Source organism: Embleya sp. NBC_00888 (assembly GCF_045207655.1).
In the GTDB taxonomy this organism is placed as follows: Bacteria; Actinomycetota; Actinomycetes; order Streptomycetales; family Streptomycetaceae; genus Embleya.
Map to the genome: position 1 here is coordinate 6,826,651 of NZ_CP108784.1, position 22,199 is coordinate 6,848,849.

The 22,199-nt window shown below is 72.0% G+C and carries 17 protein-coding genes and 1 tRNA gene; 12 read left to right on the forward strand and 6 right to left on the reverse strand.

Annotation, left to right across the window (positions count from 1 at the left end; all coding sequences use genetic code 11):
• Nucleotides 1-84 precede the first annotated feature (84 nt).
• The 6 genes from OG948_RS29000 (at nt 85) to OG948_RS29025 (ending at nt 8,386) form a co-directional block, all read left to right on the forward strand.
• Nucleotides 85-990 (forward strand): fumarylacetoacetate hydrolase family protein, encoded by a 906-nt coding sequence (locus tag OG948_RS29000; RefSeq protein WP_406299271.1) that lies wholly within the window; start codon nt 85-87, stop codon nt 988-990.
• A 62-nt stretch (nt 991-1,052) separates the two neighbouring features.
• Complete coding sequence (locus tag OG948_RS29005) at nt 1,053-1,856, forward strand: Asp/Glu racemase (protein WP_406299272.1); 804 nt, start codon at nt 1,053-1,055, stop codon at nt 1,854-1,856.
• Entirely contained in the window at nt 1,853-3,394 is a 1,542-nt protein-coding gene (locus OG948_RS29010; RefSeq protein WP_406299273.1) for a carboxylesterase/lipase family protein, read from the forward strand. The genes OG948_RS29005 and OG948_RS29010 overlap by 4 nt, the downstream gene beginning before the upstream one ends.
• 201 nt (nt 3,395-3,595) lie before the next feature.
• A complete protein-coding gene (locus OG948_RS29015; RefSeq protein ID WP_406299274.1) occupies nt 3,596-5,101 on the forward strand; it encodes a hybrid sensor histidine kinase/response regulator transcription factor in 1,506 nt (501 codons plus the stop codon).
• A gap of 118 nt (nt 5,102-5,219) precedes the next feature.
• Nucleotides 5,220-6,551 carry a serine hydrolase domain-containing protein gene (locus OG948_RS29020; RefSeq protein WP_406299275.1) on the forward strand — a complete coding sequence of 444 codons (1,332 nt, stop codon included), beginning with the start codon at nt 5,220-5,222 and terminating at the stop codon, nt 6,549-6,551.
• Between the two features lie 284 nt (nt 6,552-6,835).
• Entirely contained in the window at nt 6,836-8,386 is a 1,551-nt protein-coding gene (locus OG948_RS29025) for an MFS transporter (RefSeq protein ID WP_406299276.1), read from the forward strand.
• Between the two features lie 145 nt (nt 8,387-8,531).
• Here the strand turns inward: OG948_RS29025 and OG948_RS29030 are convergent.
• Nucleotides 8,532-8,618 (reverse strand) — tRNA-Leu (locus OG948_RS29030).
• 229 nt (nt 8,619-8,847) lie between these two features.
• Nucleotides 8,848-9,804, reverse strand: coding sequence for an NAD-dependent epimerase/dehydratase family protein (locus tag OG948_RS29035; RefSeq protein ID WP_406299277.1), 957 nt, complete (start codon nt 9,802-9,804; stop codon nt 8,848-8,850).
• A gap of 106 nt (nt 9,805-9,910) precedes the next feature.
• Between OG948_RS29035 and OG948_RS29040 the strand changes: the two genes are divergently transcribed.
• On the forward strand, nt 9,911-10,120 hold the full coding sequence (locus OG948_RS29040) for a helix-turn-helix domain-containing protein (RefSeq protein WP_026218136.1): 210 nt from the start codon (nt 9,911-9,913) through the stop codon (nt 10,118-10,120).
• Nucleotides 10,120-10,692 (forward strand): Clp protease N-terminal domain-containing protein, encoded by a 573-nt coding sequence (locus OG948_RS29045; protein ID WP_406299278.1) that lies wholly within the window; start codon nt 10,120-10,122, stop codon nt 10,690-10,692. The genes OG948_RS29040 and OG948_RS29045 overlap by 1 nt, the downstream gene beginning before the upstream one ends.
• A gap of 940 nt (nt 10,693-11,632) precedes the next feature.
• Here OG948_RS29045 and OG948_RS29050 read toward each other — a convergent pair.
• On the reverse strand, nt 11,633-14,155 hold the full coding sequence (locus OG948_RS29050; RefSeq protein ID WP_406300363.1) for a Tex family protein: 2,523 nt from the start codon (nt 14,153-14,155) through the stop codon (nt 11,633-11,635).
• Between the two features lie 339 nt (nt 14,156-14,494).
• Nucleotides 14,495-15,046: an Lrp/AsnC family transcriptional regulator gene (locus OG948_RS29055; protein WP_406299279.1), complete on the reverse strand. Its 552-nt coding sequence runs from the start codon at nt 15,044-15,046 to the stop codon at nt 14,495-14,497.
• 200 nt (nt 15,047-15,246) lie between these two features.
• On the opposite strand from OG948_RS29055, the gene hppD reads away from it, so the two are divergent.
• From hppD to fahA, 4 genes are all read left to right on the forward strand, one after another.
• A complete protein-coding gene (gene hppD / locus OG948_RS29060; RefSeq protein ID WP_406300364.1) occupies nt 15,247-16,326 on the forward strand; it encodes a 4-hydroxyphenylpyruvate dioxygenase in 1,080 nt (359 codons plus the stop codon).
• Nucleotides 16,327-16,413: 87 nt separating this feature from the next.
• Nucleotides 16,414-17,616 (forward strand): homogentisate 1,2-dioxygenase, encoded by a 1,203-nt coding sequence (locus OG948_RS29065; protein ID WP_406299280.1) that lies wholly within the window; start codon nt 16,414-16,416, stop codon nt 17,614-17,616.
• Complete coding sequence (locus tag OG948_RS29070; RefSeq protein ID WP_406299281.1) at nt 17,613-18,485, forward strand: hypothetical protein; 873 nt, start codon at nt 17,613-17,615, stop codon at nt 18,483-18,485. Before OG948_RS29065 ends, OG948_RS29070 begins: the two co-directional genes overlap by 4 nt.
• Before the next feature lie 23 nt (nt 18,486-18,508).
• Nucleotides 18,509-19,729, forward strand: coding sequence for a fumarylacetoacetase (gene fahA / locus OG948_RS29075; protein ID WP_406299282.1), 1,221 nt, complete (start codon nt 18,509-18,511; stop codon nt 19,727-19,729).
• Nucleotides 19,730-20,606: 877 nt separating this feature from the next.
• Here the strand turns inward: fahA and OG948_RS29080 are convergent.
• Nucleotides 20,607-21,098 carry a hypothetical protein gene (locus OG948_RS29080; RefSeq protein ID WP_406299283.1) on the reverse strand — a complete coding sequence of 164 codons (492 nt, stop codon included), beginning with the start codon at nt 21,096-21,098 and terminating at the stop codon, nt 20,607-20,609.
• A 196-nt stretch (nt 21,099-21,294) separates the two neighbouring features.
• Nucleotides 21,295-22,182 (reverse strand): CAP domain-containing protein, encoded by an 888-nt coding sequence (locus OG948_RS29085; RefSeq protein WP_406299284.1) that lies wholly within the window; start codon nt 22,180-22,182, stop codon nt 21,295-21,297.
• Between the last annotated feature and the right edge of the window lie 17 nt (nt 22,183-22,199).

Consider the following 22,199-nt stretch of genomic DNA (forward strand, 5'->3'; position numbering starts at 1 on the left):
GCCGGCCCCGCGATTCCCGACCCCCACGACGACCCGGGCGGCGCGACCGCGCCGCCCGGACGCAAGGACAGTGAGGACACTCCCATGCGCCTGGTCACCTACACCGTCGACGGCACGACGCCCCGCCTGGGCGCCGAGGACGGCGCGCACGTGATCGACCTCGTCGCGCTCGCCGCCGCCGCGGACACCGAACTCCCCGGCGATCTGCTGTCGTTCATCCGCGCCGGCGCCGAGGCGTTCGACGCCGCGCGCGACCTGCTCGGCGGCGACCCGGCCGACCGGCCCGCCGCCGCCGTGCACGCGAGCACCGACGTGCGGCTGCTCGCGCCGCTGCGGCCCGGGAAGATCATCGGCATCGGGCTCAACTACGTCGAGCACGTGGCCGAGTCCAACCGCACCCTGGACACCGCGAAGGAACTCCCGGATCGCCCGGTGCTGTTCGGCAAGCCCGCGACCGCCGTGACCGGCCCCGGCGCACCGATCCTGCACAACGGCGACCTGACGCAGCAGCTCGACTGGGAGTGCGAACTCGCGGTCGTGATCGGGCGGACCGCGTACAAGGTGAGCGAGGCCGACGCGTGGGACCACGTGTTCGGGTACAGCATCATGAACGACATCAGCGCCCGCGACCAGCGCCGGTCCGGACAGTGGTTCTTCTCCAAGGGCCAGGACTCCTACGCGCCGTTCGGCCCCGCGGTGGTCACCGCCGACGACATCCCGGACGCGCAGGCGCTGGACCTGTCGCTGCGGGTCAACGGCGACGTCAAGCAGAAGTCCAACACGCGGCACATGCTCTTCGACATCCCGCGCCTGATCGCCGACATCTCCTCCGGGATGACCCTGGAGCCGGGCGACGTGATCTCCACGGGATCGCCGTCCGGCGTCGGCGCGGCCCAGGTCCCGCCGCAGTACCTGCGCCCCGGCGACGTGGTGGAGGCCACCGTGGAGCGGATCGGCACGCTGTCCAACCCGGTGATCGACGCCCGCTGACCCGCGGCTCGTCCCCACCCCACACTCTCGGCTCGCAGTCGGCATCCAGCAGGAGGACCTCCGTGCGTCAACACCCCTACCGCATCGGCCAGATCGTGCCGAGCTCGAACGTCACGATGGAAACCGAGGTGCCCGCGATCCTGCGGGCGCGCGAGGCGGTCGCCCCGGAGCGCTTCACGTTCCACTCCAGTCGGATGCGGATGACGCACGTCACGCCCGAGCAACTCAAGGCGATGGACGCCGACTCCGACCGCTGCGCCGTCGAACTCTCCGACGCGCGGGTGGACGTGCTCGGCTACGCGTGCCTGGTGGCGATCATGAGCATGGGCCTGGGCTACCACCGGGTCTCCGAGGAGCGCCTGCACACCCGGACCGTCGAGAACGGCGCACCCGCGCCGGTGGTCACCAGCGCCGGCGCGCTCGTGCACGGACTGCACACGATCGGCGCGCGCAAGGTCGCCCTGGTCGCGCCGTACATGCTGCCGCTGACCCGCACCGTGGTGGACTACCTGGGCCACGAGGGCATCGAGGTGCTCGACTTCGAGGCGCTGGAGATCCCGGACAACCTCGACGTGGCCGCGCACGACCCGCTGCGCCTGCCGGGCATCGCGGAGCGGCTCGCCCACGCGGACGCGGACGCGGTGGTGTTGTCCGCGTGCGTGCAGATGCCCTCGCTGGCCGCGATCGAGGAGGCCGAGCAACGACTGGGCAAGCCGGTCGTCTCCGCCGCGGTGTGCACCGTGCACCAGATGTTGCGTGCCCTCGACCTGCCCGCCTTCGCGCCGGGGGCCGGACACCTGCTGTCCGGGAAGTTCGCCGAGGCGCCCCTGGGCGCCGCCTCCGCCGACGCGGGTTCGGCGACGTGAGCGCCCCGGGCCCGGACGACGCGCCGCTGGTGCGGCTGCCCGTCGGCACGCTGCGCGGGCGGGCCGAGAACGGGCTCGCGGTCTTTCGCGGCATCCCGTACGCGGCGCCGCCGGTCGGCGAACTGCGCTGGCGGCCGGCCCGACCGCATCCGGGTTGGGCCGGGATCCGGGACGCGGGCGAGTACGGCCCCAGCGCCCCGCAGGTCGGGCTGGTCGACCCGGTCCTCGGCGGCCACGGCGCGCCTCCGTTCGACGAGGACTGCCTCACGCTGAACGTCTGGACGCCGGGCCCGGACGACGCCCGCCGCCCGGTCCTGGTCTGGATCCACGGCGGCGGCTTCGTCAGTGGCTCCGGCGCGCTGCCGATCTACGCGGGGGACACCTTCGCGCGCGACGGCGACCTGGTCGTGGTGAGCGTCTCCTACCGGATCGGCGCGCTCGGCTACCTCTACCTCGGGGCCGAGGACGACGCGGACGCCGGGAACTTCTGGTTGACCGACCAACTCGCCGCACTGCGCTGGATCCGGGAGCACATCGCGGCCTTCGGCGGCGACCCGGACGACATCACCGTCGCGGGCCAGTCGGGCGGCGCCTTCTCCACGGCGGCGCTGGCCGTACATCCGCAGGGGCGCGGCCTGTTCCGCCGGGCGATCCTGCAGAGCCCGCCGCTGGGTGTGCACACGCCCGACCGCGAGGAAGCGCTGCGGACCACGGCCGCGCTGATGGAGGTGGCCGGCGTCCCCGACGTCGCGGGGTTGCGCGCGCTGCCGTGGGAGGCGTTGGTCGAGGCCACCGTCGGCATGTTCGGGGTGCAGGCCCGGTGGGGCCGATGGCCGGTGCCGTTCCTGCCCATGGTCGACGGGTCGACGCTGACCCGGCATCCGCTGGCGGCGCTGCTGGCCGGGGAGAATCCGGACCTGGACATCCTGCTCGGCTGGACCGCCGACGAGGCCGGCTTCGCGTTCGGGGCCAACGAGATGTACGCGCGGGCCACGTTCGAGCAGGTCCGGGCACGATTCGAGGAGGCGTTCGGCGCGCGGGGCGGGGAGGCGTACGAGATCTTCGCCGCCGAGCGTCCGGGGGCAACCGCGCTCGAACTGCTGACCGATCTGGTCTCCGAGGAGTTGTTCCGGCTGCCGGGCACGGCCCTCGCGGAAGGTCTGGCCGAACAGGAACGGCCGGTGTGGCTTTACCAGTTCGACTACCCGACGCCCGCGTACGACGGTCGGCTGGGCGCCGCGCACTGCCTGGAGTTGCCGTTCACGTTCCGCAACGCGGACCGGTGGGCACACGCACCGTTCCTGGCCGGGGTCGAGCCGAAGACCCTGGACGGGCTGGGCGCGGCGATGCACGACGCGTGGATCGCGTTCGTCCGGACCGGCGACCCCAACCACGCCGGACTGCCCGCGTGGGAGCGGTACACGACACCGACCCGGGCGACGATGCGCTTCGCGGCGGCCTGCGAGGCGGGGACCGACCCGGTCGGCGCGGCCAAGCGCGGGTTGTCCGGGGCCGGCGCGGCCGGCGGGAGGGCCTGAGCGCGGGCGGCGGGCCGGTGCCGGCCGGCCCGAGGGGGTGGGGAGCGGGGCTTTCGAGGGGTCGCCGAACGGTGCGCGAGTGCGGCCGGGGCGTCGAGGACCGGGTGGTTCGCACGGTTCGCGCGTTTCGGCCGAATGATCGTCGCGGTGGAATACTGGCCGCCGCTCCGCACGGAGACTCCCCACGGAAGGAGGCCCTGGATGGGCTTCGGCCCCAAGTCCATGGCCACGCTCGGCAAGGCGATCACCGGCCGTGACCTGATCGCCACGGACACCCCAGCGGGGTTCGGGTCGGCCGCTACGCGCCGGACCCTCCCGGCGCGTACCCGGTCGGACCTCCTGGTCGCGCTCGTGGCGATGGCCGTCGACCTGCTCGGCTACGTGGTCACCGTCCGCGGCGACGGCGCCGGGGAGACCGCGATCAGCGTCGCCTTCCTGGTCGCCTCGGCGCTGTGCCTGGTGGCCCGCCGGCGCGCCCCGTTCCCGGTGCTGCTCGCGGTGCTCGTGCTCCAGGTGGGGTTGAACCTGTCGACCGACATCGGGCAGCGGTTCGGCATCTCGTTGGCGGTCGCGCTGTACACCGTCGGCCTGGCCTGCCGGCCCCGGACGATCGCGGTGGCCGCGGCGCTGACCATGGCCGCCCAGACCTCCGGCTACCGCAACGCCGACGAGTCGTTCGTCTGGACCTTCAGCGGCGACCTGGTCGCGACCGCGCTCGTGCTGGGCGCGAGCGCGGCGGTGCGGCACTGGCAGGGACAGGTCGAGGTCAACCGGGTCCTGCTGGCCGAGCGGGCGCTGACCGAGGAGCGCCGGCGGATCGCCCGGGAACTGCACGACATCGTGGCGCACCACATCACCACCATGCATCTGATGTCCGGCGGCGCCCGGGCCAGTCTGGAACGCGACCTGGACGGCGCGCGCGGCGCACTGCTCACCCTGGAGGCGTCCGGCCGGGTCGCGCTGGACGAGATGCGGCAGTTGCTCGGCGTGCTGCGCAGTGACAAGGACCCGGAGAGCGCGCCGTCGAGCCCGCAGCCCGGCGTCGACGACCTCGACCGGCTGATCGCCGAATCCTGCCTGGCCGGCCTGCCGACCGAGCTCCAGGTGCTCGGCACGCGCCGCGAACTGCCGCTGCCGGTCGGCCTCGCGCTGTACCGGATCGCCCAGGAGGCGCTCACCAACGCGCGCAAGCACGCCGGCAGCGCGGCGATGGCCCGGGTGCTGCTGGAATACCTGCCGGACGCGGTCGCCATCGAGATCCGCGACGACGGCGGCGGCGCCAAGGCCGGCGGTGGTTACGCGACGACCGGTGGTGGTCACGGGCTGCTCGGCATGCGCGAGCGGGTGGCGGTGCACGGCGGATCCTTCCGGGCCGAGCACGTCGCGGGCGGCGGGTTCCTGGTCGCGGCGAGCATCCCGGTGACGGCGGCGACGGGGCCGGCCGGCGAGCCCACGACGCCGTCGACGCCCCCGGTTCCCGACGCCCTCGCTCGACTCGCCCCGGCCGAGATCGAGGTGCTGCGCCTGGTCGCGGCGGGCAAGGACAGCGGCGAGATCGCCGAGGCCATGCGGGTCGAGGACGCCACCGTGGAGCGGTACGAGAGGGACCTGCTGGGCAAGCTCGACCTGCGCGATCGTGCGCAGGCCGTGGTGGTGGCGTACGAATCCGGCCTGGTCCGGGTCGGCCACACCACCATGCCGCGCTGACCGGTTGTGCGTTCGCACCAAGGGTTGCCCTCGGGTTCGTCGTCACGGCCATGAGCGGGAGCGGTTCGTCCGCGTAGCGTGCCGGTACGCCGCCGAGCCCACTCGCGAAAGAGGTCCCATGGCCGCAACCGTCGACTCCGCCCACTGGAATGCCCGTCTCGCCGAGCTGATCACCCGATACGACGTACCGGGCGCGAGCCTGGCGTTCGCGCACGAGGGTGAGGTATACACCTTCGTCGCCGGGGTGCTGAACAAGGACACCGGCACTCCGGTCTCGACCGACTCGCTGTTCCAGATCGGCTCGGTGAGCAAGGTGTGGACGGCGACCCAGTTGATGCTGCTGGTCGAGCAGGGCCGGCTCACCCTGGACACGCCGGTCGTCGAGCTGCTGCCCGAGTTCAAGGTCGCCGACGCGCAGGTGACCAAGACGGTGACGGTGCGGCACCTGCTGACGCACACCTCCGGTATCGACGGCGACCTGTTCCTGGACTCCGGGCGCGGCGACGACTGTCTGGAGAAGTACGTCGCGGCCTGCGCCGAGCTGACCCAGAACCACCCGATCGGCGAGTCGTTCTCGTATTGCAACTCCGGCTTCGTGATCGCGGGACGGATCATCGAGCGGCTCACCGGCAAGACCTGGGACGCGGCGCTGCGCGAGCAGATCTGTGCGCCTCTGGGTCTGACGCACACCTGGACGCTGCCGGAGGACGTGCTGCGGTTCAGCGCGGCGACGGGGCACGTCGAGGACGGCAGCCCCACCTCGGTATGGGGCCTGACCCGGGCCATGGGACCGGCCGGGCTGATCTGCGCGCGAGCGAGCGATGTGGTCGCGTTCGGCCTGGCCCACCTGGGCACCGAACTGCTGGCCGCACCGGGTGCGATGACCGAGCCGCAGGTGCGCCTGCCCAACCCGTACACGATCGCTCCGGAGTGGGGGATCGGCTGGATCCTCGACGAGTGGTCCGGGCACCGGGTGATCATGCACGCGGGCAACACCATCGGCCAGTCCGCGATGCTCTGGGTGCTGCCCGACACCGGCACGGTGGTCTGCCTGCTGGCCAACGGCGGTGAGACGTCCGCGCTGCAACGCACCCTGGGCGCCGAGCTGTTCGCCGTGCTCGCGGACGTCGAGATGCCGGAGCTGCTCGGCCCGCCCGACACGCCGGTGGACGTGGACGTCGCGCGCCACGCGGGGACGTACGAGCGGGTGGGCTGCCTGGCGACGGTGAGTGTCGGGGACGACGCCAAGCTGCACCTGAACATCCGGGTCACCGGCGCGCTGGCCGACATCTCGCCGGAGATGGACTGGGATCTGATCCCCGTCGACGAGAGCACGTTCGTGGGCCGCCGCGAGGGCAGCCCGCTGTGGGACAGCATGGTCTTCTACGAACTCGCCGACGGCTCGCGGTACATACACATGGGCGTACGCGCCACCCCGAAGACCGCCTGACCCGCCGCCGGGCCGCCTTGGGGAGCACCGCCCGGTGAGCCCGGATCCGACCCGCACCATCCCGCGTGTGCCAGGTGCCCCGGGTGGTGCCGGTTCGGGTCCGGGCTTACGGTCGAACGAGTGAGCGCACCCCGTCCGGTCGGGCGCACCATCGCCGGATCGCCGGGGCCGTCGACGCACACCGGATCGTCGGGACCGCCGAACCGCATCGGATCGGTCGGAGACCGTCGATTCCCGCCGGACGGCGCCGCGTGGCGCGGCCCTCGGCAACCGCGGGACCCAACATGGCGAATCCTCACGCGACACCCTCGCAGACCGCCGCCGCACCGAAACGACGCGGCGGCAATGGCGCCGCGCTCGCGGTGATCGCCTCGTGTCAGCTCATGGTTGTGCTGGACATCACCATCGTGAACATCGCGCTGCCGCACATCCAGAGCTCGTTGGAGTTCTCCACCACCAGCCTGTCCTGGGTGCTCAACGCGTACACGCTCACCTTCGGCGGTCTGCTGCTGCTCGGTGGGCGTGCGGGCGACATCCTGGGCCGCAGGCGGGTGTTCATCTTCGGCGTGTTGCTGTTCGTGATCGCCTCGCTACTCGGCGGACTCGCGCAGACCGCGCCGCAACTGCTCGCCGCCCGGGCGCTCCAGGGTGTCGGCGGCGCCATCGCGTCCCCGACCGCCCTCGCCCTGATCACCACGACCTTTGCCGAAGGCCCGGCCCGCAACCGGGCCTTCGGCGTCTTCGCGGCGGTCTCCGCGGGCGGCGGCGCGATCGGGCTGCTGGCCGGCGGCATCCTGGTCGAATGGCTGGACTGGCGGTGGGTGTTCTTCGTCAACGTGCCCATCGGCGTGCTCATCGCACTGGCCACGCCGCGCTACATCAGGGAGTCCGAGCGACATCCCGGCCACTTCGACGTGCTCGGCGCGCTCACCTCGACCCTGGGCATCGGCTCGCTCGTGTACGGCTTCATCCGGGCCGCCCAGGAGGGCTGGCGGGACAGCCTGACCCTCGCCGCGTTCGCGGCGGCCGTCGTCCTGCTGGCGATCTTCCTCTCCATCGAGCGCAGGTCCAGGCAGCCGATCACGCCGCTGGCGATGTTCGCGGACCGTAACCGGTCGGGCACGTACGGCATCATGTTGTGCCTGGCGGCGGCGATCTTCGGGATGTTCTTCTTCCTGACCCTGTTCGTCCAGGACGTCCTGGGCTTCAGCCCGATCGAGGCCGGTCTGGCCTTCCTCCCGATCAGCGCGGTGATCGCGGTCGGCGCCGGCTTCGCGTCGCAACTGCTGCCGCGCTACGGACCCAAACCCTTCATGGTCGTCGGCGCCCTCCTGGCGGCGGCCGGCCTCGCCTGGCTGACCCGTACCGACGTGCACAGCACCTACGCCGGCAGCATCCTGGGCCCGACGCTGGTCTTCGGCCTCGGCATGGGCATGCAGTTCGTGTCGCTGACCCTGATGGCCGTCTCCGGCGTCGCCGCCCAGGAAACGGGCGCCGCCTCGGGCCTGCTCAACGCCACCCAACAGGTGGGCGGTTCGCTCGGCCTGTCCATCCTGGTCACCGTCTTCGGCACCGCCAACCGCAACGAGGCCAAGGATCAGGTCCCGGCCTTCCTCGCCCAGGCCACGCCGGCCGAGCGCGCCACCTTCGAGCGCACCGGCGACCTGCCCGCGCCCTGGAGTCACCAGGTACTGACCACGGGCATCTCCGCCGCCTTCGTCACGGCCGCGATCTTCGCGGTGATCGCCGCCGTGATCGCGATGTTCGTCATCCAGGTCCGCGCCTCGGACCTCGAACGCCTCCGCGGCGCCGGCCCCCCGGGCCCAGGAGGCTGACCAAACGCCGGATCGGCGTGACCCCCGCCGGATCGGCGCCACCGATCACGACCAGGCCGGCTCCGCGCTGCGGCCTTCCAACTTCCCGACTTCGCACGCCCGGGCCGTAAATGCAGAAAAACCCCTGAACAACAGGGGTCTCTCGTGGTGTCCGAGGGGGGACTTGAACCCCCAAGCCCTTTCGGGCACTAGCACCTCAAGCTAGCGCGTCTGCCAATTCCGCCACCCGGACCGGGTGGTCTCCGCTGGTGTTTCGTGCGGCGACGTGGAGAACCATATCAAAGATCCGGAGGGGAATCGGACCGGGATGGGTGGGGCTGACCTGGGGGTTGGCCTGGGTCGGCGTGGTGGGTGGTTCGGTGGTGGGGGAGGTTCGGGGCCGGGGTGGTTTGGTTGCCGGGCCGGGCCGGGGTGGATCGGGGGCGGGGTGGATTGGTGTGGGGGCGGTGGGGTGGGGTGGGTCAGGGCTTGTCGAGTAGGTGGGCTTCCTGGGTTGGTGTCAGGCCCTGGGAGAGTGGGGGTTCGCCTCGGGCGCGGTCCCAGGTGCGGACGTCGGCGGCGGTGATCGACAGTGGCGTGGTCGGGAGGCCGGCGGCGCGGGCTCGGGTGGCGCTGCGTTGGCGGGTGGGCCATTGGGGCTCGGGGGTGACCAGGGGGAAGGGGCCGGGGATCACGTCGGGGGAGACGGGGACGATTTCCACCTCGGTGCCGGCGGCCCGGGCGCAGGTGTGGATCAGGTCGCCCAGGGTGGTCGGTTCGGCCGGGCCTACGGCGTGGAAGGCGCCGGGGCGGTGGTCGATCAGGAGTTGGGTGACCAGGCGGGCCAGGTCGCGGGAGTCGACCACCTGGATCGGCTGTTCGGGTCGGCCCGGGAGGGCGACGCGGCCGCCGCGGGCGGCTCGGCGACTCCAGTACGTGAAGGTTTCCTGTACGTCGTGCGGGCCGGCGACCTTGCCCGGGCGCACGATGGTGGCGCGGTCGCCGTAGCGGGCGAGTACGTCGTCCTCACAGGCGACCTTGCAGGGGCCATAGGTGTCGTTGTCGAGTACCTCGGTGTCGCGGACGGGTGCGCGGCGAGGGGTGTCCTCGTCCGAGCCGGGGCCGACTCCGGACTGTACGTACACGGCGTGGCTGGAGACGAACAGGTAGCGGCCGACCCGGTCGCCGAGCACCGCCATCGCCTGCCCGACGTGGCGCGGTACGTATCCGCTGACGTCCACCACCGCGTCCCACTCGCCGTCGCGCAGCGCCGTGTAGTCGCCGGTGTCGCGGTCGCCGATCCGTCGGGCGGCCTGCGGGAAGAGGTCGGCGCCGGTTCTGCCTCGGCCGAACAGGGTCACCTCGGCGCCCCGGGCCAGGGCGTCCTCGACGATCGCCCGGCCCACGAACGCGGTGCCCCCGAGCACAAGAATTCGCATGGTTCGCGACCGTATCGGGTCGCCGGGACGGGCGCCCCCGCTTTCCCGGTGCCTCGCATGTCAACTGTGGTTGACAGGGCCGGAATGTCAACGTAGGTTGACGGTCATGACCGAAGCAACCGACCTCGCCAGTCGTGCGGGGGACCGGGATCCACGGGTGGGCCTACGGGCCGTGGCCGCGCTGCGCCGGCTGCTCGAGCAATTGGAGGCCGTGCAGGTGCGCAGTGCGCGCGTGCAGGGGTGGTCGTGGCAGGAGATCGCGGCCGAGCTCGGAGTGAGCCGCCAGGCGGTGCACAAGAAGCACGGGAGGAACTGATGTTCGAGAGGTTCACGGACAGTGCCCGGGGCGTCGTGTACGGGGCCATCGAGCATTCGCGGCGGGTTGGGGACGCCCGCGTGGAGGGGGAGCACATGCTCGCGGCGCTGCTGGACGCGCAGGGTACGCAGGCCTCGGTCGCGCTGGCGACGCTCGGGTTCGTGGCGAGTCGGGACGAGTTCGAACGCGGACTGGCCCGGGCCCGGCGGCGCGGCGGCATGTCGCAGGCAGACGAGGCCGCGCTCGCCGACCTGGGGATCGACGTCGGGGAGATCGTCGCGCGCGTCGAACAGGCGCACGGCGAGGGCGCGTTGGCGGTGGGCCGACGGCGGCGCCGGCTGTGGCCGTTCGGTGGGCGTACCGGGCACGTCCCGTTCGCGCCCGGTGCCAAGAAGGTGTTGGAGCAGTCGCTGCGCGAGTCGGTGGCGCGCGGTCAGCGGCACATCGGCGACGAGCACATTCTGCTCGCGCTCACCGCCTGTTCGGGCGTGGTCGCGGACCTGCTCGCGGAACACGGCGTCACCCACACGGCGGTACTGCGGGCACTGGCGCCGACGGCACAGGCGGGCTGACCGCGCCCACGCCCACGTCCACGTCCACGCGAGACGGGGGACCGGGACGTCTTGGGCCGACCACGCCGCGCCCACGCCGGCGCCCGACGGGCGGACCGGAGACGTCGCGGTAGGCCCCCGCCCGACGGGCGCCGCCCGGGCAACACCGGTGGCCCGGCCAACGCCCATGGTCGGTGCCGAAACCCACGCGCACCTGGCGGACGGGCCCATCGAACAGATGCGAGCGGAGCGCCCGACCTGCCTGCCGGGTCCGGCGCAGCCCGCTGAGCCGAAGGGAGCCGGGGAGCCCCAGGCCCAACCCGCGCTCATCCCCACCCGCCTACGTTCGGGCCCGGGCGGGCCCTATCACCCGGAGCGGAAGGGCCACCCGGCCGGATCCGGTCGGCCCACCCGCCTTACTCGGCCCGAAGCCGGACGCGGAGCCCAAGCCCCACGTGGATCCCATGCCGACCCGGCCGGGCCGAACCGCCGGCGGCGAAGGCCCGCCCGGCCGGGTTCGTTTCAGCTCGATCACCCCCCGGCGCCGACGCGGCCCCGAAGCTCAGGTCCTGACCGGGCGCCACGCTCGCGCGGTCGCGTTCGCCCCGGAAGGGCCCAACGGCCCGGAGCGAAAGGCTCGCTCGGTTTGCCCCGGCCCGCTTGGCCCGCCGACCCCAATCGGCCCGAACGCCGCCGCGAAGTTCAAGCCCTATCCGGGCTCATGCCGATGCGACTGCGCTCGGGCCGAACGGGCCTATCGGGCCGGAGCGAAGAGCCCGCCCGGCCCGGCCCGACGACTTCAGCCCCATGCGGTCCGAACGCGCACCGTCCGAACGCGCACCGTCCGAACGCGCACCGTCCGAACGCGGCCGGGAAGCCCGAGTCCCACCGTCCCACCCGGCCGCGATCACCGCCCTCATCCCACGGCCTCATCCCAAGGCCCCGGCCCTACTTCACGTCCTCACTCGACCAAGCCGGCCCGCCGCAGCGCGTCCGCGATCGCGCCGCCGCCTCCGGCCGGGCCCTGCGGTCCTCGGCTCTGCTTCGGGGGAGTCGCGCGTCGCCCCTGGCCGCCGCCCTGAGCACTACCCGAGCCGCTGCCCGAGCCGCCGCCGCCCTGGCGCGCACCGCCCTGCCGCCCGTCGCCCTGTCGGCCACCGCTTTGTCGCCCGTCACCCTGAGGCCGACCCTCGCGAGCCCCGCGCTCCGGCCGAGGGCCGCGAGGGCCGCGCTCACCGCGGTCGGCCCGGTCGCCACGCGCCCCGCGTTGCTCCGGTTCGTCCTCCAGCCGCAGGGTCAGCGAGATCCGCTTGCGCGGGATGTCCACGTCGAGCACCTTGACCCGGACCACGTCGCCCGACTTGACCACGTCGTGCGGATCGCTCACGAACGTCTTCGACATCGCCGAGACGTGTACGAGGCCGTCCTGGTGCACGCCGACGTCCACGAACGCGCCGAACGCGGCCACGTTGGTGACCACACCCTCCAGGAGCATGCCGGGTTGCAGGTCGGACAGCTTCTCGACGCCTTCCTTGAAGGTCGCCGTCTTGAACGCCGGCCGCGGGTCACGCCCCGGCTTCTCCAACTCGCGCAGGATGTCGGTCACCGTCGGCAGGCCGAACTTCTCGTCCGTGAACGCCTTCGGGTCCAGCGCGCGCAGCCTCGGCGCCGCGCCGATCAGGGTCCGGACGTCGCCACCCGCCGCCGCGGCGATCTTGCGGACGACCGGGTACGCCTCCGGGTGTACCGAGGACGCGTCCAGCGGGTCGTCCCCGGCCGGGATCCGCAGGAAGCCCGCCGCCTGCTCGAACGCCTTCGGGCCCAGTCGCGCGACGTCCTTCAGGTCGCGCCGGGTCTTGAACGGGCCGTTCGCGTCCCGGTGTTGCACGATGTTGTCGGCCAGCGTCGCGCCGATCCCGGACACCCGGGTGAGCAGCGGCGCGGACGCGGTGTTGACGTCCACGCCGACCGCGTTCACGCAGTCCTCGACCACCGCGTCCAGCGAGCGGGACAACTTCAGCTCGGACAGGTCGTGCTGGTACTGGCCGACGCCGATCGACTTCGGGTCGATCTTGACCAACTCGGCCAGCGGGTCCTGGAGTCGGCGGGCGATGGAGACCGCGCCGCGCAACGACACGTCCAGGTCCGGGAGTTCCTGCGAGGCGAAGGCCGAGGCGCTGTACACCGACGCGCCCGCCTCGGAGACCATCACCTTAGTCAGGCCCAACTCGGGGTGCTTGGTGATCAGTTCGGCTGCCAGCTTGTCCGTCTCGCGGGAGGCGGTGCCGTTGCCGATCGCGATCAGGTCCACCCGGTGCGCGGCGGCCAGTGCGGCGAGGGTGGCGATCGACTCGTCCCAGCGGCGGCGCGGCTCGTGCGGGTAGATCGTCTCGGTGGCGACCACCTTGCCGGTGTCGTCGGTCACCGCGACCTTGACCCCGGTGCGCAGGCCCGGGTCGAGGCCCATCGTGGCGCGGGTGCCGGCCGGCGCGGCGAGCAGCAGGTCGCGCAGGTTGGCCGCGAACACCCGGACCGCCTCGTCCTCGGCCTCCTGCCGCAGCCGACCGCGCAGGTCGATGCCCAGGTGCACCAGGATTCGGGTACGCCAGGCCCAGCGCACGGTGTCCGCGAGCCACTTGTCGGCCGGGCGGTCGCGGTTGACGATGCCGAACGTGTGCGCGATCGAGCGCTCGTAGTCGGTCGGGCCGTCGACCTCCTCGTCCGTCGAGGGCGCCAGGGTCAGGTCGAGTACGTCCTCCTTCTCGCCCCGGAACATGGCCAGGATCCGGTGCGAGGGCAGCCGGGTGAACGGCTCGGCGAAGTCGAAGTAGTCGGCGAACTTGGCGCCGGCCTCCTCCTTGCCCTCGCGCACCTTGGCCACCACGCGCCCGCGCGTCCACATCCGCTCGCGCAGCGCGCCGATCAGGTCGGCGTCCTCGGCGAACCGCTCGACCAGGATCGAGCGCGCGCCGTCCAACGCCGCCTGCGCGTCCGCGACACCCTTGTCCGCGTCGACGAACGCCTCCGCCGCGGCGGCGGGGTCGCGCGAGGGGTCGGCCAGCAGGCCGAGCGCGAGCGGTTCCAGGCCGGCCTCGCGGGCGATCTGCGCCTTGGTCCGCCGCTTCGTCTTGTACGGGAGGTAGATGTCCTCCAGCCGGGCCTTGGAGTCCGCCGCCAGGATCTGCGCCCGCAGCGGGTCGTCCAACTTGCCCTGTGCCTCGATCGCGGCGAGCACGGCGGTACGGCGCTCATCCAGCTCCCGCAGGTAGCGCAGCCGTTCCTCCAGGTTGCGCAACTGCGTGTCGTCCAGGGTCCCGGTCACCTCCTTGCGGTACCGGGCGATGAACGGCACGGTTGCGCCGCCGTCGAGCAACTCGACCGCCGCTCTGACCTGCCCCTCCCGAACCCCGAGCTCCTCGGCGATCCGCCGATGCACATCCTGCTGCGCGCCCTGCTCCGAACCCTGCTGCCCCGACACCGACATCGTCACGTCCCGATCCACCTCATCACCAAGCCTGCCCCCGGCATTCTCTCGGGCCACACCCCCGGTTGTCGCCCTGCCCCACCGAGGGCGCCTCGCTTTCCCGCCCCGGGCCGCTCGCGCGCGGAGCGACAGGACGGGGTGGGGGACGGTGCGTCGGGCTGGGGGAGATGGCGGAGGGAATGATGGCGCCTGCCCGCTCGGGTTCCCGGCCACAGGCTGCTCGGGCGCCGGTTCGGGTCGCGGTGTCGTGCCGTGACCGCCGCGCTCTCACCACCGCGCCGTGCCGGCCCGCCCGCGCCGGCCCCGCCCGTGCCGCGCCGGCCCGACCGCCCCATTCGGTCAATCGGTCGGCGCCAGCCCCGGGCCGGTGTCCCGCAGGGACGGGACGCGGCTCGGGCGGCGGCGTTCCTGGGCTTCGAGGAGGGGGAGGGTGCGCATCGGGACTACCTCGGACAAGACGATGACGCTGGTGGAGCGGACCACCTCGGGGATGCGGTTGATGTCGATCAGGATCTGTTGCAGGTCCTGATTCGAGGTGGCGGCGATCCGGCAGTGCACGTCGCCGATGCCGGTCGTCCCGTACGCCTCCAGCACCTGCGGGACCGCGCTCAGCGCGGTGGCCACGCCGGACAGGCCGCCCTGGGCGATCTCCAGTGTGACGAAGGCCAGAACCGGGTACCCGGCGGCGACCAGATCGACCTCGGGGCCGTAGCCGGTGATCACCCCCGCCGCCTCCATCCGCTCCAGGCGGGCCTGGACCGTGGCGCGGGAGACACCGATCACCCGGGACAGTTCCAACATGCCCGCCCGCGGGTGTTGTCGGCCGGCCCGGATGAGACGCACGTCCAATTCGTCGAGCGTGCTGCGCGAATCCTGTAGATCATCCCGCATATGAGCCACCCATCTAGGCAAATTGCATAGCTCGCAGATCGAACCTTGTCAGATGTTGCATTCGGAAGTGTACTTCCGGCATCCGTTCCTTTCCGAGGGGATCGCGCGTCATGAGCACCTTCACCACCCTTGAAGACACCGACGCCCTCGTCGGCGCCGTCGAGCACGACCCGGCGGGGGACCCCTTCCCGGTCGTCGCGATGGACCACGTTCGTTTCTTCGTCGGCAACGCCAAGCAGGCCGCGCACTACTACTCGACGGCGTTCGGGATGACCTGCGTCGCCTATCGCGGTCCCGAGACCGGGAGCCGCGACGTCGCCGAGTACGTGCTCGTGTCCGGCAAGGCACGTTTCCGCATCACCGGCGAGGTTCACGCCGGCACCGAGGTCGGCGTCGCGACCGCCGCCCACGGTGACGGCGTGTCCGACATCGCCATCGAGGTTCCCGACGTCGACAAGGCCATCGCCTTCGCCCGGGAGAACGGCGCGACCGTGCTGGTCGAGCCGCACGACGACACCGACGAGCACGGCACGGTGCGTACCGCGGTGCTGGCCACGTACGGCGAGACGCGGCACACGCTGGTGGACCGGTCCGGTTACAAGGGCCCGTTCCTGCCCGGCTTCGTCGCCGCCGAGCCGCTGTTCCGCGGCAAGCCCGCCGCTCACCCCAAGCGCTACTTCCAGGCCATCGACCACTGCGTGGGCAATGTCGAGCTCGGCCGGATGGACGAGTGGGTCGCCTTCTACAACCGCGTCATGGGCTTCACCAACATGAAGGAGTTCATCGGCGACGACATCGCCACCGAGTACTCCGCGCTGATGTCCAAGGTGGTCACCAGCGGCAACCACCGGGTGAAGTTCCCGCTCAACGAGCCCGCCGTCAGCCGCAAGAAGTCGCAGATCGACGAGTACCTCGAGTTCTACGGCGGCCCCGGCGTCCAGCACATCGCGCTGGCCACCGGCGACATCGTGGCCTCGGTGCGCGCGATGGCCGAGATGGGCGTCGAGTTCCTGTCCACCCCGGACAGCTACTACGACACGCTCGGGGAATGGGCCGGCGAGACCCGGGTACCGGTCGAGACGTTGCGCGAACTGAAGATCCTGGTCGACCGCGACGAGGACGGCTACCTGCTCCAGATCTTCACCAAGCCCGTGCAGGACCGGCCGACGGTGTTCTTCGAGCTGATCGAGCGGCACGGTTCGCTCGGTTTCGGCAAGGGGAACTTCAAGGCGCTGTTCGAGGCGATCGAGCGCGAGCAGGAGCGCCGCGGCAACCTCTAGGCCGCGGGGCCGGCCGTCGCGTACGGCGGCGGCCGGCAGGACACGGGCCGACAGGGCAGCGGGAGCGGACGGAGGAGTCGGGCAGTCATGGCGTACTACCGCAGCGTGGGCGAGGTGCCGCCGAAGCGGCACACCCAGCACCGCCGCCCGGACGGCGGCCTGTACTACGAGGAGCTGATGGGCGAGGAGGGCTTCACCTCCGACTCCTCGCTGCTCTACCACCGCGCGATCCCGTCGGCGATCGCCGACGCGAGCGTGTGGGAGGTCCCCGACCAGAGCGTCACCGCCAACCACCCGCTCAAGCCGCGCCATCTCAAGCTGCACGAGCTGTTCGCGGACAACGAGTGGAAGGCCGTCGACGCGGTCACCGGTCGGCGACTGGTGCTGGGCAACGGCGACGTACGGATCTCCTACGTGGTCGCGGGCAGCCCCTCCCCGCTTTACCGCAACGCGCTCGGCGACGAGTGCGTGTACATCGAGTCCGGCTCCGGGACGGTGGAGACCGTGTTCGGCGCGCTCACCGTCGGCCCCGGCGACTACGTGATCCTGCCGCGTGCCACCACCCACCGGTGGGTGCCCGGCACCGAGGAGCCGCTGCGCGCGTACTGCATCGAGGCCAACTCGCACATCACGCCCGCCAAGCGCTACCTCTCCCGGTTCGGCCAACTGCTCGAGCACGCGCCGTTCTGCGAGCGCGACCTGTGCGGGCCGGTCCAACCGCTGCTCGCCGAGGGCACGGACGTCGAGGTGCTGGTCAAGCACCGCGGCCTGGGCGGCGAGATCACCGGCACCCGCTACGTCTACCCCACCCACCCGTTCGACGTGGTCGGCTGGGACGGGTGCCTGTACCCGTACGTGTTCAACATCTCCGACTTCGAGCCGATCACCGGCCGGATCCACCAACCACCGCCCGCGCACCAGGTGTTCGAGGGGCAGGGGTTCGTGATCTGCAACTTCGTGCCGCGCAAGGTGGACTACCACCCGCTGTCGATCCCGGTGCCGTACTACCACTCCAACGTGGACTCGGACGAGGTCATGTTCTACTGCGGCGGCAACTACGAGGCCCGCAAGGGGTCCGGGATCGGCCAGGGCTCGATCTCGCTGCACCCGGGCGGGCACGCGCACGGGCCGCAGCCCGGCGCCTACGAGCGCAGCATCGGCATCGAGTTCTTCGACGAGCTCGCGGTCATGGTGGACACCTTCAGCCCGCTGGGTCTCGGCGAGGGCGGCATCGCGAGCGAGGATCCGGGTTACGCGTGGACCTGGGCCGGGAAGGCGCCCGGAACATGAGCGCATCCACCGACGCCCCCGAGACCCTGCACCACGCGTTGTTCACCGGACTGTGGGACGACGCCGCGTTGTTCCCACCGGGCAACGCCCCGATGGCCGAGGCGGTGCCCGCGCACCGGGTGTACCGCGTCGAGTGGTTCGCGCCGTTCGTGCGCAACTTCCTGGTCGGTGCGGCACACGTGTCCGACCTGCTCGCGCTCGCCGATCCCGGCGAGCCGCTGCGCGTGGTGCTCGTGGCTCCCGGTGGCCCCGCCTCGGTGGGCCCCGCCGTACGCACCATCCTGAACACCCCCGGGTTGTTCCTGGAGGGCATCGAGGTCGCCGGCGACGGTGAGATCGGCAAGGCGGTCGCGGCGCTGCACGAACACCTGCCGGAGATGACGGCGGGCTACGTCGAGGTCCTCAAAGGCGCGGGCCTCGACGCAGACCTGGACAATCTCGCCGGCACGTACGGGCGGCCCAAGTTCCGCACCGGCGGTACCGCCGCGCACGCGTTCCCGGACGAGGCCGAGTTGGCCGCGTTCGTGTACGCGTGCCGGATCCGCGAACTGCCGTTCAAGGTCACGGCCGGGCTGCACAACGCCGTGCGGCACACCGACCCGACCACGGGTTTCGAGCACCACGGGTACCTCAACCTGATGCTCGCCACCCACCACGCCGTCGCCGGCGCCGAACCGGACGCGCTCGCCGACCTGCTCGCGATCCGCGACAGTGCCGAACTCACCCGGATGGCGCACGACCTGACCCTGACCGAGCGCACCCGCCTGCGCGGCTACCTGACCTCGTACGGCACCTGTAGCGTCGCCGAGCCGCTCCAGGACGCACTCACCCTGGGGCTGCTCGGCGAACCCCCGCACCAGCGCGACTGATCCGATCGAGGAGCCCGACGCTCATGCCCACCACCTGGGTCCCGCTGCCGACCGACACGGTGTACGGCATCGACAACCTGCCCTACGGCGTGTTCGCCACCGACCGCGAGCCGGACCGGCCGCGGGTCGGGGTGGCGATCGGCGACTTCGTGCTGGACGCCGGCGCGGCGGCGCACGCGGTCGGGGCGCCGGCCGACGTGCTGGACGCGCCGAGCCTGACCGAGTTGATGGCGGCCGGCCGGGCGACCTGGACCGCGGTACGCGCCTCGCTGACCACCTGGCTGACCGACCCCGAGCTGCGGGCGAGCATCGAACCGCACCTGATCCCGCGTCGGGAGGTGGTGCTGCGGCTGCCGTTCGAGGTCGCGGACTACGTCGACTTCTACGCCTCCGAGCACCACGCGAGCAACCTCGGTCGGATCTTCCGGCCCGGCTCCGAGCCGTTGACCCCGAACTGGAAGCACCTGCCCATCGGGTACCACGGCCGCGCGGGCACCGTGGTGGTCTCGCACACGCCGATCGTGCGCCCCAGCGGGCAACGCAAGGCGCCCACCGACGCGGTGCCCTCGTTCGGGCCCACCCGCCGGCTGGACATCGAGGCCGAGGTCGGCTTCGTGGTCGGTGCCGGCTCCGAACTCGGCACGCCGGTCGGGCTCGCCGACTTCGCCGACCACGTGTTCGGCGTGTGCCTGGTCAACGACTGGTCCGCCCGGGACATCCAGGCCTGGGAGTACGTCCCGCTCGGCCCGTTCCTGGGCAAGTCGTTCGCCACCTCGGTGTCGCCGTGGATCGTCCCCCTCGAAGCACTCGGCGTCGCACGCGTGGCACCCCCCGCGCGCGACGTCGAGCCACTGCCCTACCTGGACGACCGCACCGGCGAGCCGTGGGGCCTGGACCTGGCCCTGGAGGTCCGGCTCAACGGCCACCTGATCTCCCGGCCGCCGTTCGCGGCGATGTACTGGACGGCCGCGCAACAGCTCGCGCACATGACCGTCAACGGCGCGGCGCTGCGCCCGGGCGACCTGTTCGCCTCCGGCACGGTCAGCGGCCCCGAGGCCGACCAGCGCGGCGCGCTGATCGAGATCACCTGGAACGGCGAGAACCCCCTCAAACTCCCGGACGGGTCCACCCGGACCTATCTGGAGGACGGCGACGAGGTCACGATCACCGCTACCGCCCCCGGTCCGAACGGCACTCGTATCGGATTCGGCGAGGTAAGCGGGCGAATCCTGGCAGCGCGCTGACCTGATGCCGGCTCCCGCAGCTTGCGGGAGCCGGCATATCGCCGGGGGCGGACGGTCCGGGGCCGACGGTCTGCGGCGGACGCTTCGAGGCGATCGGTTCGAGGCGGACGGTTCGAGGCGCAGACCGGGGCGGACCCCAGGGGCGCCCGCGAGAGGCCGCCTTCCGACGCCCACGCCGACGGCATCGTGCCGCGCGTCGGCGAAGCCCTGCCGCTCGGTGATCGAGCGTGCCCCCCACATCCGCACGGCCGACGGACGGTACATCCGCGCCCACCGCGATCGCGGCGGGATACGCGTTGCACGGCGACCGGATCACCGGGCCGGCCGACCGTCCGAAATCGATCGCTCGCGGACTCGCGGACACTCGCGGACTCGGGTATTCCCAGGCACTCGGACTCCCGGGCACTCGCGCCTCCGGGACTCCCGGACGTCCACCGTCGCCGCGTGAGCGGTCTCCGGGCCATCCCCGCCGCGCAGGTCGCGCGTCCCGACGGCTCGCACGGCCCGCCACACGAGGCCGTGGCGGCCTCCTGGGCCTCGATCGCGACGCAAACCCCCGGCCGACCCTCCGGCCCGCACCCGACGCCGCGTCCGGCCCGCCGGCGAGGCGCCGAGCGATGGAATCCGGCCGGCCGTTCGACCCGTCGACGACGTCGTGGACCTCGCCGAGCCGAGCATGCCCTCGGCGGCGATCCACGACTGTCGGTCGTCGTCGACGTGCCACGACGCGGTCTCGCGTACCGAGACACCGGCCCCCGCCTCGACCCGGTCGCGATCCCTCCGGATTCCACCCGCTCGGCGAATGCCTCGTCGGACGAGCGGATCAGGTCACACACCCGGGCGGCCGGGCCGCCCGGTTCGGTTCATGGGGTACCGGTCATCCGATGTGGATCGCCCGGTGTTGCCCGCTTTTGTCGTAGTAGCCGGGACTGGCCACCAGAGCGGTGCGGAAGTACAGGCCCTCGCCCACGACGCCGTTGTTGTTGCCGTGTCCGGGCACGAACGGCTGCCACAGGGCCACCAGCAGGTCGGGGGCCACCAACGAGGCCCCCTCGGTCTCCACCCGGACGGGTGTCAGTTCACCGAGCAGTCGGGTGACGTCGACGGCCGGCGTGCCGAAGACGTCGACGCCCAGACACAACACCGTGTCCGCGAAGTCGTCCTCGGACCGGTGCACCTCGATCGCCTCGACCAGTCCGTCCTTGTCGCTCACCACATGAATCGAGAGGTCCGCACCGAAGTGGGCGAACCCACGAGTGCGTCCCGACAGATCTCCTCCGAGTTCGCGCAGAGCCGCCTCTGCCTCGTCCATGGACATGCCGATCTTGATCGGCCCTACGCCGTAAGGCGGATCCAACTCAAGCTGCACGTGATCTCCCTCGCCTCGAACAACCGAGTATGGCGCACCGTCATCGGGCGCCCTCGCACCCGGTTGCCGGTTCGGCGGGGGAGGGCGGCCGGGCGCCCGTACCCGGACGGCAACGCTCCCGTCGGGGCCGGCGTCGGCTTCGGCTTTGTACCCGTTCGGGCCAATCCGGGACGTGCCGACACCGGCTCCGGGAGCGCTATCGCGGGGTGCCGAAGACCTGGGTCCACGAGGTGCCGTAGGTGCCGCCGGTGACATACCCGACACCGATCTCGGTGAACTCCGGAGTGAGGATGTTCTTGCGATGGCCGGGACTGTCCATCCAGCCCTGCACCACCTCGGCCGGCGTGCGCTGCCCACACGCGATGTTCTCCCCTATCCGGCTGTAGAGGTAGCCCGCCGCGATCGCCCGGTCCCACGGCTCGCGGCCGTCCGGATCGGTGTGCGAGAAGAACGCGCGGCTGATCATGTCCGCGCTGAACGCCTGCGCGCACGCGGTCAGTTGTGGCTGAGGCGCGAGCGCGCGCAGGCCGTGCCGGGACCGCTCGAGATTGGTCAGCTCGACCACCCCGCGCTGGAACTCGGAGAGCCCCGAAGGGGTTTGGGTCTGCTCCTCGACCTCCACCCCGAAGTCCCGAGCGATCCCGGCCAGCCCGTCCGCGTAGCCCTGGCCCAGCGCACGCACCTTCCAGACCGCACCGCGCCGGTAGATCTCGGCCAGCAACAACACCGTCTCGGCGCGCGGCCGGGGCGGGGTGAACCGCGCCAGCAGCGTGCCGCTCGCACCGGTGAGCGTCATCGCAGGCGGCGGCAACTCGCCCAGCGTGTGCGTGGTGTCGGCGGGACTGATCACCACCGTCACGTGCGTGGCGCCCGCCCGCAGGCCGGTCGGGTCCACCGTGACGGTGTCCCCGCCCAGCCGTACCCCCGGCGCGGAGACCTGGTTGAAGAAGACGAAGTCCGCGTCGCCGGACACCCGTCGGTCCTCACCCGTGATCAGCGCGGAGATGTCGAAGGGGCCGGGCACGCGTACGCGCACGACGCCGCCCGGCAAGGATTGGTTCGCACCCGGCGGCAGTTCGTTCATGACCTCGGATTCTAACG